Source organism: Streptomyces chartreusis NRRL 3882 (assembly GCF_900236475.1).
Classification (GTDB): Bacteria; Actinomycetota; Actinomycetes; order Streptomycetales; family Streptomycetaceae; genus Streptomyces; species Streptomyces chartreusis_D.
Genome location: NZ_LT963352.1, coordinates 4,199,296 through 4,211,542 on the forward strand (window position 1 = coordinate 4,199,296; position 12,247 = coordinate 4,211,542).

Consider the following 12,247-nt stretch of genomic DNA (forward strand, 5'->3'; position numbering starts at 1 on the left):
CTCATGCTCCCTTCGCGGCCTGGAACAGCTCCGCCCGCGGATCCTCACCCGCGGTCGCCTCGCGATACGCCTCGAGTGCGTCTCGAGCCTTCCCCGTCAGGTCCTTCGGAACACTCACCTCGACGGTGACCAGGAGGTCGCCGCGGGTGCCGTCCTTGCGCACCGCGCCCTTGCCCCGGGCACGCATCGTACGGCCGTTCGGCGTGCCCGGCGGCAGCTTCAGCGTGACGGGCGGGCCGCCCAGCGTCGGCACCCGGACCTCGCCGCCGAGGGCCGCCTCGGCGAAGGTCACCGGGACGGTGACGGTGAGGTTGTCGTCCTTGCGGCCGAACACCGGGTGCGAGTCGACGTGCACGACCACGTACAGGTCGCCCGCCGGGCCGCCGCGCTCGCCCGGCGCTCCCTTGCCGCGCAGCCGGATCCGCTGGCCGTCGCTGACGCCCGCCGGGATGCGCACCTGCATGGTCCGCGAGGACTTGGCCCGGCCGCTGCCCTTGCAGACCTCGCAGGCGTTCTCCGCGATCAGGCCGCGGCCCTTGCAGTCCGGGCAGGGGTCGGTGAGGGAGAAGCCACCGCCGCTGCCCCGGGCGACCTGCCCGGTGCCGACGCAGGTCGGGCACACCCGCGGTGTGCCGTTCTTGTCGCCGGTGCCCGAGCAGGCCTTGCAGGGCGACTGCGAGGACATCCGCAGCGGGACGGTCGCGCCCTCGATCGCCTCCGTGAAGCTCAGCGTGACCTCGGACTCGATGTCCTGGCCGCGCCGCGGATGCGTGCGCGTCCCCGCGCCCGCGCCGCCACGGTTGAACAGGCCCCCGAAGACGTCACCGAGTCCACCGCCGAAACCGCCGGCTCCCTGGCCGCCCTGGGCGCCTCCGAAGAGGTCGCCGAGGTCGAAGTTGAACGAGCCGCCGCCCGCGCCGGGCCCCGGGCGGAAGCCGCCGTTGCCGAAGAGGGCGCGTGCCTCGTCGTACTCCTTGCGCTTCTTGGGATCGCCGAGGATGTCGTTGGCCTCGGAGATCTCCTTGAAGCGCTCCTCCGCCTTGACGTTGCCCTTGTTGGCGTCCGGGTGGTACTCGCGGGCGAGCTTCCGGTACGCCTTCTTGATCTCGGCCTCGGTGGCGTCCTTGGGGACGCCGAGGACCTTGTAGTAGTCCTTCTCGATGAAGTCCTTGGTGCTCATCCTCGACGCCCCTCCTTCCCTTCGTCCGCTATGTCGTCAGCCCTCGTCCGGGCCACCGCTCTCCTTGTCGTCGGCGTCGGCGGTCTCGTCCGCCTTGACCGTCTGGGCCCCTGGCTGGGGCTCGGCCACCGCCACCCGCGCGGGGCGGATGGTGCGCTCGCCGATCCGGTACCCGGGCTGCAGAATCGCCACGCAGGTCGTCTCGGTGACGTCCGGTGCGTAGCTGTGCATCAGGGCTTCGTGGATCGTCGGGTCGAAGGGCTCGCCCTCCTTGCCGAACTGCTGGAGGCCCATCTTGGCCGCCGTGCTCTCCAGCGACTCGGCGACGGACTTGAAGCCGCCGACCAGTTCGCCGTGTTCACGCGCGCGGCCGATGTCGTCGAGCACGGGCAGGAGCTCGGTCAGGAGGTTCGCGATGGCGATCTCCTTGACCGCGATCCGGTCGCGCTCGACCCGGCGGCGGTAGTTCTGGAACTCGGCCTGGAGGCGCTGGAGGTCCGCCGTGCGCTCGTTCAGCGCCGTGCGGGCCTGGTCCAGCTGGGCCACCAGAGCCACGTCCTGGCCCGTGTCCCCGGCCGGGGCCGCCCCCTCCTCCGGAGAGGGGGAGTCGGCCTTCGGCTCGGCGTCGTCGGAGGTGGCGCCGGAAGGGACGTCGGGCTGCTGCTCGTCGAAGCCCGGGGTCTCCTCCGTCACGCGGCACCGTCCTTCCGGTCCTCATCGACGATCTCGGCGTCGACGACGTCGTCGTCGGCCTTGGCGCCACCGGCCGCGCCCGCGTCACCGGCGGGACCACCGGCGGCCTGGGCCGCATTGGCGTCGGCGTACATGGCCTGGCCGAGCTTCTGCGAGACGGCCGCGACCTTCTCCGTGGCGGTGCGGATCTCGGCCGTGTCCTCGCCCTTGAGCTTCTCCTTCAGCTCGGCGACGGCTTCCTCGACCTCGGTCTTGATCTCGCCGGGGACCTTGTCCTCGTTGTCCTTGAGGAACTTCTCGGTCTGGTAGACGAGCTGCTCGCCCTGGTTGCGGGACTCGGCGGCCTCGCGGCGCTTGTGGTCCTCCTCCGCGTACTGCTCCGCCTCCTGGCGCATGCGGTCGACCTCGTCCTTCGGCAGCGAGGAGCCGCCGGTGACGGTCATCTTCTGCTCCTTGCCCGTGCCCAGGTCCTTCGCGGTCACGTGCATGATGCCGTTGGCGTCGATGTCGAAGGAGACCTCGATCTGCGGGACGCCGCGGGGCGCCGGGGGCAGACCGGTCAGCTCGAACATCCCGAGCTTCTTGTTGTACGCCGCGATCTCGCGCTCGCCCTGGTAGACCTGGATCTGCACGGACGGCTGGTTGTCCTCGGCCGTCGTGAAGATCTCGGACCGCTTGGTCGGGATCGTGGTGTTGCGCTCGATGAGCTTGGTCATGATGCCGCCCTTGGTCTCGATGCCGAGGGACAGCGGGGTGACGTCGAGGAGCAGGACGTCCTTGACCTCGCCCTTGAGGACACCGGCCTGGAGCGAGGCGCCGATGGCGACGACCTCGTCCGGGTTCACGCCCTTGTTGGCCTCCTTGCCGCCGGTCAGCTCCTTGACGAGCTCGGCGACGGCGGGCATACGGGTCGAGCCGCCGACGAGGACGACGTGGTCGATCTCGCTGATGGAGATGCCGGCGTCCTTGATGACGTTGTGGAACGGCGTCTTGCAGCGCTCCAGGAGGTCCGCGGTCAGCTGCTGGAACTGGGCGCGGGTGAGCTTCTCGTCGAGGTGCAGGGGGCCCTCGGCGGAGGCGGTGATGTAGGGCAGGTTGATCGAGGTCTCGGTGGACGAGGACAGCTCGATCTTGGCCTTCTCGGCGGCCTCGCGCAGACGCTGCAGGGCCATCTTGTCCTTGCCCAGGTCCACGCCGTGGCCGGACTGGAACTGCTGGACCAGGTAGTCGACGATGCGCTGGTCCCAGTCGTCACCACCGAGGTGGTTGTCACCGTTGGTGGCCTTCACCTCGACGACACCGTCGCCGATCTCCAGCAGCGAGACGTCGAACGTACCGCCACCGAGGTCGAAGACGAGGATGGTCTGGTCGTCCTTGTCGAGGCCGTACGCCAGGGCGGCCGCGGTGGGCTCGTTGACGATGCGCAGCACGTTCAGGCCGGCGATCTCACCGGCCTCCTTCGTGGCCTGGCGCTCGGCGTCGTTGAAGTACGCCGGGACGGTGATGACCGCGTCGGTCACCTTCTCGCCCAGGTAGGACTCTGCGTCCCGCTTCAGCTTCTGGAGCACGAAGGCGCTGATCTGCTGCGGGTTGAAGGGCTTCCCGTCGAGCTCGATCTTCCAGTCGGTGCCCATGTGCCGCTTGACCGAGCGAATGGTCCGGTCCACGTTGGTGACCGCCTGACGCTTGGCCACCTCTCCGACGAGCACCTCACCGTTCTTGGCGAAGGCGACGACGGACGGCGTGGTCCTGGCGCCCTCGGCGTTGGTGATGACGGTGGGCTCGCCGCCCTCCAGAACGCTGACGACGGAGTTAGTCGTGCCCAGGTCGATGCCGACCGCACGTGCCATGGTTGATTCCTCCAGCTGACTTGAGTGGAACGGACTCAAGTGTGCACGACGGCTCCCAACCGGTCAACAGAGCTGAGTCGACGGGACTCAACTCTTATCCGCTCCTTACACGCAACGGCGCTCTGACCTGCGACGACAGCGTGCGTCGATCGGCGTACACGGGGACACACAAAAGGGCGAACACGACCAGGAGAGCCGATCCCGCCACCCACCACAGGGCGTCACTCCCGACCCGGCCGGCGTGCGCGAGTACCCCGACGAGCACTCCGGAGAACGCCCCGATCCCCAGCAGCAGAGTGGCCCCCGGCACGGTCAGCCCGAGCCGCCGCAGCCGGTGCGCGAGATGGTCCGGCCCGCTGCGGACGAGGGGCCGGCCGCCCGACCGCCGCGAGAGCAGGACGAGTACGGCATCGGCAGCCGCCAGCGTGGTCAGCGCGAACAGCACCCCGGCGCTCTCCCCGACGCCGAACCCGGCGCGGACGTGCACGGCACTCATGGCGATCACGAACCCCGCGGACATGGACCCGCAGCTGCCCAGCGCCACGCGCGCGGGATGCCAGTTGTGCAGCAGGAACCCGGTCAGCGCGGCGGCCAGCACGCTCGTCAGCACCGCGATCCCGTCCATCACGTCGACGGCGGCGCAGGCCGCCACCCCGAAGGCCGCGACGACCCCGGCCGTCCCCGCGAGCCCGTCGGCGTGGTCGAGCCCCCGGAACCCGAAGGTCACCCCCACGGCCCACACGACCCCGAGCAGCCCGGTCCCCACCCCCGTCTCCGCGTACGGCACGACACAGGCGGCCGCCACGACCGTACCGGCGACCAGCACCCACCGCCGCAGCCGCCACACGTCGTCGACGAGGCCGAGCAGGGCGACCACGCCACCCGCGACGAGCAGCCCGGCGGTCCCGCCGCCGGCCGACGACCACTCCTTCACCCCTGCGACCGCCCCGGTGACGACCACCACGGCCACACCCCCGGACAGCGGCACCTCCCGCTGCCGCCGCCGCTCGATCAGGCGCAGCCAGCGGGCGGGGGCCCGGAGGACGGCAGCGAGCAGGGCGGTGAGCAGCAGGGCGGTGGCGGCGGCGGTGATCCCGTAGAGCACGGATATAAGTTAGGCGCCACTATGACAATTCGGTATGAATAACACGACGGGATCGCGAGCCGAATCCGGATGGCTCCTGAGGCAACCCTCAGCGATTCAGATCACTGCCCACCCGGCTACAGTGCGGCGGAGGATAGGGGTAGTCTCAGACGGACTGCATAAGTTACCGCTTAGTAATCTCGGGGAACCCTCAAGAGCGACAGGTTCCCCCGACCAACCCCTCGCAGGCCCGAGGAGCCCCCATGCAACTCGCCGCGATCATCGTGTCGCTGGTCTTGACCGTGGTCGGCGTCGCGCTGCTCGCACGCGCGATCGGCCAGTTCGTCCGGTACTTCAAGCTGGGCCAGCCCGTGCCCGCCGGTACCCGGACCGACAACCCCTACCAGCGCAGCGTGACCCTGGTGAAGGAGTTCCTCGGCCACACGCGCATGAACCGGTGGGGCATCGTCGGCATCGCCCACTGGTTCGTGGCGATCGGCTTCCTGACGCTGCCGCCGACGATCATCACCGCGTACGGCCAGCTGTTCCAGGCCGACTGGACGCTGCCGGTGCTCGGCGGCTTCCTCCCCTACGAGCTCTACATCGAGTTCATCGCCGCGATGACGACCCTCGGCATCGCGACCCTGATGGTCATCCGCCTGCTGAACCTGCCGTCGCGCCCGGGCCGCAAGTCCCGCTTCGCCGGCTCGAAGATGGGCCAGGCGTACTTCGTCGAGTACGTCATCCTCACCATCGGCCTGGCGATCTACGTCCTGCGCGGCCTGGAGGGCGCCCTCCACCACGTGGACGGATACGAGGCCGCGTACTTCGCCTCGTACCCGCTGGTCCTGGCCTTCAAGGGCCTGAGCGTGGCGGCGCTGCAGAACCTCGTCTACTTCTTCGCGATGATCAAGCTGGGCACGACCATGATCTGGATGATCACGGTCAGCCTGAACACCAACATGGGTGTGGCCTGGCACCGCTTCCTGGCCTTCCCGAACATCTGGTTCAAGCGCGAGGCGACGGGCGGGACGGCTCTGGGCGCGCTCCAGCCCATGACCTCCGGCGGCAAGCCGATCGACTTCACCGACCCGGGCGAGGACGACGTCTTCGGGGTCTCCCAGGTCGAGCAGTTCTCCTGGAAGGGCCTGCTGGACTTCTCCACGTGCACCGAGTGCGGCCGCTGCCAGTCGCAGTGCCCGGCGTGGAACACGGGCAAGCCGCTCTCCCCGAAGCTGCTGATCATGTCGCTCCGCGACCACGCGCACGCCAAGGCGCCGTACCTCTTGGCCGGCGGCGGCAAGACCATGGAGGGCGAGGAGAAGGCCTCCGAGGAGCAGCTGGCCGGTGTCCCCGCAGCTGCCCTCGCGGAGGCCGAGCGCCCCCTGGTCGGCACGCTGGAGGACAACGGCGTCATCGACCCGGACGTGCTGTGGTCCTGCACCACCTGCGGTGCCTGTGTCGAGCAGTGCCCGGTGGACATCGAGCACGTCGACCACATCGTCGACATGCGCCGCTACCAGGTGATGATCGAGTCCTCGTTCCCGTCCGAGGCGGGCACGATGCTCAAGAACCTGGAGAAGAAGGGCAACCCCTGGGGCCTGGCGAAGAAGCAGCGCCTGGAGTGGCTCAAGGAGGTCGACTTCGAGGTCCCGGTCGTCGGCAAGGACATCGAGGACCTGTCCGAGGTCGAGTACCTCTACTGGGTCGGCTGCGCCGGCGCCCTGGAGGACCGCGCGAAGAAGACCACGAAGGCCTTCGCGGAGCTCCTCCACATCGCGGGCGTCAAGTTCGCCATCATGGGCGGCGACGAGAAGTGCACCGGTGACTCCGCCCGGCGTCTCGGCAACGAGCCCCTGTTCCAGGAGCTCGGCATGGAGAACGTCATGGCGCTGAACATGGCGTTCGGCGAGGAGATGGACGACGAGGGCAAGGTCGTCCCCGAGTCCGCGAAGCCGAAGTCGGCGAAGAAGATCGTCGCCACCTGCCCGCACTGCCTCAACACGCTCGGCAACGAGTACCCGCAGCTCGGCGGCGACTACGAGGTCATCCACCACACGCAGCTGCTCCAGCACCTGGTGGACGAGGGCAAGCTCATCCCGGTGACCCCGGTCGAGGGCATCATCACCTACCACGACCCGTGCTACCTGGGCCGCCACAACAAGATCTACACGCCCCCGCGCGAGATCATCGCCAGCGTCCCCGGCATCCGCAACGAGGAGATGCACCGCCACAAGGAGCGGGGCTTCTGCTGTGGCGCGGGTGGTGCGCGGATGTGGATGGAAGAGCGCATCGGCAAGCGCATCAACAACGAGCGCGTCGACGAGGCGCTGTCCCTCAACCCCGACATCGTCTCCACGGCCTGCCCGTTCTGCCTCGTCATGCTGACCGACTCGGTCAACGGCAAGAAGAACGACGGCAAGGCGAAGGAGTCCATCCAGGTGGTGGACGTGGCTCAGCTGCTGCTGGACTCGGTGAAGACGCCGGTGCCGGCGGAGGGCGACGACGGCGAGCCGCCGGCCGGTACGGCGGACTCGGAGAACGCGCCTGAGCCGGAGCCGGTGAAGTAGGCGGTTCCCGCTGGTTGTCCTGATGCCCCCTGTCCGAGTTTTCGGGTGGGGGGCGTCGGCGTTTCCAGACTGCCCTACTCGAGGCCCCCGGCCTCGCCCGGCATGCGGCGGCATACACCAAACTGGTACATCGAGGACCTGGCGATCATCAAGGAGGCTGCCAAACGCCGTGGGATAAGCGAGGCCGAGATCATCCGACAGGGGATCCACCTCGCGGCTATGGCGAACCGGGTCTGGGACGAGCCGCTGTTCTCGCGCACCTTCGAGGGACCGGGCCGTACGCCGGCCAAGGAGGAGGTCCGTGACATGGTCGCCGACGCCGTCCGGCGCGGGACCGGCTCCGGATCCGGAACCGCAGCGTGATCATTGTCATTGCCGACACGTCTGGCCTGCTCGCAGCTCTGGACTCGGCTCACCCGGAGCACAGGGCTGCCAACGAGGCGATCATGGCGGCGGGTCTGCTGGTGATGTCACCGCTTCTGCTCGCAGAACTGGATCAGGTGGCCACGCGCGAGTTGGGTCGGGAGGCTGCCGTCAGCGCGGTCGACGACCTACGGCACTGGATGGGCCGGGGGCGTGTCGTCCTGCCGGAGATCACGGAAAACCACGTGAGCGATGCCCAGTCCATCCGCCTCCGCTACCGCTCACTGAACCTCGACCTGGCCGACGCGGTGAACGTGGCCCTGGCCGCCGCCTACGACACCGACGCGATCCTCACCCTCGATCGCCGCGACTTCCGCGCCGTGCGCCCACTGGGCCGCCACAAGGCATTCCGGGTACTGCCCGACGACCTGCCCCTCTGAACCGGCAGGCGTCACGCCTCTCGCGTGTCCAGACCGTCCTCGTCCCAAGGCGGGTCAGCCCCGTATATCTCGTCGAACTCGACCAGGGCGGCTGCGCATTCCACCGCGTCCCGCGGCAAGCAGGACGCCAGCTGCTGGAGAGCAAGTGCGAGCCGGCCGACTGCATCAGCGGAGCCATCGGACTGTTCTCGGAGCATCACAACCGCCTCACGGGCGGGTACGACCGCCGCCGGGTCGCCGAGGGCGTTCTGCGCAATGCTGAGCATGACAAGTGCGGCTGGCAAGGCATACTCCGCGCCTTCCGGGTACAGCGCCGCGAGGTTCCGGAAGAGAACGACCGCTTCGGTCAGTGGCGACACCGCGTGCTCGTAGTCCTCGAGCGCTGCCAGCTGCTGGCCGAGCGAGAACATCGTGAGGGCGTACCTACGGTCGTCCGGATAGGCCTCCTGCCCCAGTTGCTGTTCCACAACCACCAACTCGCGCAGAACCCTGACCATCTCGCCCGCTCGCCCGAGGTCCTCCAGAACGCCCGACAGGGTGTGAAGGCACTCGCCCAGACGGTCGAGAAAACGGAGCGGAATGTGCTGCGCGAGATATCGATAAAGGTCGGCGGCCTCGGACAGCGCGAGGGCCGCTTGCCCCGTCTGGCCGGTCTCCTTGAGGCTGAGAGCCAGGTTGAACAGGGTGTCGGCGTAGTCGATCCGATGTGCTTCGGGATCGTCCGCCGACAGCCAGCGCAGCGCGTCGGCTGCCTTTCGCCCGATACCGACCGCTTCCTCGGGGCGACCCAGGTCGTGCAGCAGGCCACCCACCCTGGCCTCGGCGCGAACCAGCGCTACGGCGTACTCCTCGGCGTCGTGGGCGGCCAGTGCCTCATACAGGCCTACCGACTCCTTCGCCGCCGCCAGTGCCCCAAGCAGATCGTCCACTCCTGCCAGAGCGTTGGACTGGTTGCTCAGGCTCCTCGCCAGGACGCTCGTGCGCCGGGACGCTTCGTCCTCGCTCGATCCCGGTGGCTGTTCCCGCAAGAGCTCGATCGCCTCGGCCATGACGCGCACAGAGTCGGGCTTCCTGCCGGTGAACGCCAGTGATTCGGCATAGAGGTTGAGCAGATCAGCCAAGTCGACGGGATTCCCGGCCGCGGGGTCGTCATGTCTCTCCCGCATTCGGCGGACGGCCTTGCCGAGAACGACCTCCGCCTGAGCGTGATCCCCGTAGTCCATCAGGCTCTTGCCGAGCAACCACAGGCCCCCAATGTCGGCCAGGGCGGGAGCTCCCTCCGGAATGGCGTGCGCGGCCCGTTCCGCCAGCTTGAGGCGTGCGTAGGTCAGCTCCACAGCGCCGGCCGGGCGCAGGGCAATCTCCATCGCCGTGTGCGGGGGGAGGTGCTCCGCGACGGCGAGCATGATCGCGGGTGAGGTTTCGGCGAGGTCCGGCCGCTGGGTGATCACTTCGTCCAAGAGGCCGCGGACGGGCTCGTGACGGGCGGCGTTGGCCAGAACGATCAGCGCCTGGCGTATGTCGCCCTCCTGCAACAGCACGCCCTCGCCGGTCAGCAGTGCGGCCAGGTCGTCCACGGCGTCCGGGTCGCGGCCGAGGTGCCAGCCGAGGAAGTCCTCGGCGAACCGGTCGGGGCGCAGTGGTGCCAAGTGCCGGTCGGACGGATACACGGCTCGGTGTGCTTTCAGCGCCTTGTCAGCCTCATGGGGTCCGTCGGCGGCTCCGGTGGCCAGCAGCAGCGCCCGGGCGGATTCCCGGGTGCGGACGGGACCGAACAAGGTGGCCAGGACCACGAGGGAACGCACGGTTTCGGCGGCGACGGAGGCGTTCCAGCGGCGCTGCTCGTGCATCAGGAGGTAGTGGGAGATGTCGGTGGGGCGGGCATCGTCCTGGACGGCGGCGACGACTCCGGCCAGGGCCGCCATGTGGAGGGTCAGCGGTGAGGCGTATGCCGGATCGGCAAGGTCGTCCGGGGCGGGCGGGGACACTTCGGGGACGCCGAGGGCGTGGGCGAAGGCCGTGGCGGCTTCGGCGAAGAGCGCCTCTCTCGGCGTCCCGCCGAAGCCGGTCAGTGCGATCGGCTCGGCCCACGCGATGCGCAGAGGCCCGAGTTCGGCCATCAACTGATCCCACAGGTGGGGAGCGGAGCGGGCGAGCAGCAGGACCCGCAGGACCCGGGCCCGGTGGTCCTCGCGCGTCGATTCGAGCATCGCCAGCAGGCTCTCGTAACGCCAGCGCTCGGCGTAGTCGACGACGATCAACAGCCGGTCGGAGGGCAGGGCTTGGGCGGGAGGCAGCACGGGAGCCGCCGTGGAGAGGTCCCTCGCCTGCGCCACCGACCATCCGTCGGCCGAGGCGCACGCGGCGAAGTGCTGCGCGGTACGGGTCTTGCCCTGCCCGCCCGGTCCGTGCAGCAGGAGCACCGAGCGGTCTTCCCGGCTGTCCCTCCACCTCGCCAGCGCCATCAGGTCCTCGACCGGGGGTCGGTAGGGGACGACCTGGTTCACCGGGTGCAGCAGGTAGCTCGGCTGGTGCCGCGCCATCGGGTCGAGTACGGGAGACTCCACCGGTTGCAGGAGCTCCAGCCGAAACGAGCGCCGGTCCAGCAGGATCGTGACGTCGCCGGTGACGTCACCGATCTGGATGTTGTGACCGCCGATCGGGGAGTCGGTGACGCTCGGTCCGCCCACCTCTACCGCTCCGGTCGTACGCGTGGCGCCGACGATGCCGGTGAGGCCGGACCGATGTGCACACTCCCGCCCGCCTGTCCCACCTGGACGTTGTCTCCGCCGATACTGACTGCGGCTGTGAGGTACGGCGCAGCCTGATCCACCCACTGCATGATGTCCGCATCCATCGTCGCTCCCCCGGGTGACGTGTGGTTCGGCCGACGGGTACTTCCCGGTCTGGCACGTTTCACGGTAGGCAGCGCGGTGGGAGCGCGCAGGAACCTTGCGGCTTTTTCGGGGGGCGCGCGGTTGCATGCGGGCGGTCGTCCGCAAACGTCTGAGAGCGGCGAGGCGGTTCACCGCCAGTCCGGCTACGGAACCACAGGCGCGGGCGATGAGACGGGCCCTGCCGCCGGCGATGAGAGACGCTGAGGCTGGTGGCGTCGGGCGAGCCACAGCACGAGTGCGGCGTAGAGGAGGGTTGTCACCATGTCCGCCAGGGCGAGTTGCCAGGGTGCGTCGGCGGCGGTCTCGTCCGACGACAGCCCGTCGACGACCGCGGCGGCGACGCCGAAGGCCAGCAGGTTGTTCAGGACGTGCAGGGCGACGGCTGCTTCCAGGCCGCCGGTACGGATGGTCAGCCACCCGGCGACCAGACCGAAGACCAGCAGGCCGAAGAAACCCCACCTGGTGCCCCAGCCGTGGGCGGCGGCGAACAGTACGGCCTGCGGGAGCACCGCGAACCACGGAGAACGGACGAATGCGCCGACCGCCTGCGTCAGCCAGCCCCGGAAGACGTACTCCTCGGCAGCGGCCTGCACCGGGACGAGGAGGGCCAGCACGACCAGCGAGACGAGGAACGATCGCCAGCCCACCCATGCGCCGAACTCCCCCGAGTCGGCTCCACTGTCGGGCAGGAAGGCGGCGGTCACCGTCAGCACGGCCACGGGGAGCACCGCGGCGAGCAGACACCGCACCAGCCAGCGCCACCGCAGCCGCCCGTCGACCGACGACAGGGTGCCGGGCGATCGCTGCCCCGGCCACCACACGGCCAGCAGAATCAGGGGCAGGGCGATCGCTATGGACGTCAGGTCCAGGGCCGTGTTGGCGACCGGTCCGAAGTCGTGTCCGCCGTCGGGCAGTTCGCGGAGTCCTGCCGCTGCACCGACGCCGTAGGAGAGGGCGAACAGCAGGATGTTGAGTACGAGGCAGGCGCCCAGGAACAGCAGAGTGCCGAGCGCTGGCCGCCACCAGCGGTGACGGCCGGTGCAGTGGCCCATGCGGTGGTAGGGAAGGCCGGTGGGGTGCGGTAACGGTGCTGTCATGATCCCTACTATGCAGTGGACCACCCTGATCAGCACCGTAGTCGGCGGGGCGGCAGCGGCGGCAGCTCAGTCG

At 69.2% G+C, this 12,247-nt stretch carries 9 protein-coding genes; 3 read left to right on the plus strand and 6 right to left on the minus strand.

All coding sequences use genetic code 11. The features are described from left to right. Nucleotide 1: 1 nt before the first annotated feature. The 4 genes from dnaJ to SCNRRL3882_RS18855 form a co-directional block, all read right to left on the minus strand. Nucleotides 2-1,180 carry a molecular chaperone DnaJ gene (gene dnaJ / locus SCNRRL3882_RS18840; RefSeq protein WP_010032112.1) on the minus strand — a complete coding sequence of 393 codons (1,179 nt, stop codon included), beginning with the start codon at nucleotides 1,178-1,180 and terminating at the stop codon, nucleotides 2-4. A gap of 36 nt (nucleotides 1,181-1,216) precedes the next feature. Continuing rightward, nucleotides 1,217-1,873 (minus strand): nucleotide exchange factor GrpE, encoded by a 657-nt coding sequence (grpE, locus tag SCNRRL3882_RS18845; RefSeq protein ID WP_010032114.1) that lies wholly within the window; start codon nucleotides 1,871-1,873, stop codon nucleotides 1,217-1,219. After that, nucleotides 1,870-3,723: a molecular chaperone DnaK gene (gene dnaK, locus SCNRRL3882_RS18850; RefSeq protein ID WP_102514832.1), complete on the minus strand. Its 1,854-nt coding sequence runs from the start codon at nucleotides 3,721-3,723 to the stop codon at nucleotides 1,870-1,872. Before dnaK ends, grpE begins: the two co-directional genes overlap by 4 nt. 94 nt (nucleotides 3,724-3,817) lie before the next feature. Continuing rightward, nucleotides 3,818-4,828: an MraY family glycosyltransferase gene (locus tag SCNRRL3882_RS18855; protein WP_010032120.1), complete on the minus strand. Its 1,011-nt coding sequence runs from the start codon at nucleotides 4,826-4,828 to the stop codon at nucleotides 3,818-3,820. Nucleotides 4,829-5,070: 242 nt separating this feature from the next. On the opposite strand from SCNRRL3882_RS18855, the gene SCNRRL3882_RS18860 reads away from it, so the two are divergent. From SCNRRL3882_RS18860 to SCNRRL3882_RS18870, 3 genes are all read left to right on the plus strand, one after another. Next, nucleotides 5,071-7,377 carry a (Fe-S)-binding protein gene (locus SCNRRL3882_RS18860; RefSeq protein WP_010032122.1) on the plus strand — a complete coding sequence of 769 codons (2,307 nt, stop codon included), beginning with the start codon at nucleotides 5,071-5,073 and terminating at the stop codon, nucleotides 7,375-7,377. Between the two features lie 102 nt (nucleotides 7,378-7,479). Next, on the plus strand, nucleotides 7,480-7,740 hold the full coding sequence (locus SCNRRL3882_RS18865; protein ID WP_029180626.1) for a hypothetical protein: 261 nt from the start codon (nucleotides 7,480-7,482) through the stop codon (nucleotides 7,738-7,740). Beyond that, nucleotides 7,737-8,180, plus strand: coding sequence for a PIN domain-containing protein (locus tag SCNRRL3882_RS18870; RefSeq protein ID WP_029180627.1), 444 nt, complete (start codon nucleotides 7,737-7,739; stop codon nucleotides 8,178-8,180). The genes SCNRRL3882_RS18865 and SCNRRL3882_RS18870 overlap by 4 nt, the downstream gene beginning before the upstream one ends. Nucleotides 8,181-8,191: 11 nt before the next feature. Here the strand turns inward: SCNRRL3882_RS18870 and SCNRRL3882_RS18875 are convergent, their stop codons facing one another. Both SCNRRL3882_RS18875 and SCNRRL3882_RS18880 read right to left on the minus strand, forming a co-directional pair. Further along, a complete protein-coding gene (locus SCNRRL3882_RS18875; protein WP_010032127.1) occupies nucleotides 8,192-10,870 on the minus strand; it encodes a hypothetical protein in 2,679 nt (892 codons plus the stop codon). A 350-nt stretch (nucleotides 10,871-11,220) separates the two neighbouring features. Next, nucleotides 11,221-12,174: a CPBP family intramembrane glutamic endopeptidase gene (locus SCNRRL3882_RS18880; protein WP_231911143.1), complete on the minus strand. Its 954-nt coding sequence runs from the start codon at nucleotides 12,172-12,174 to the stop codon at nucleotides 11,221-11,223. Between the last annotated feature and the right edge of the window lie 73 nt (nucleotides 12,175-12,247).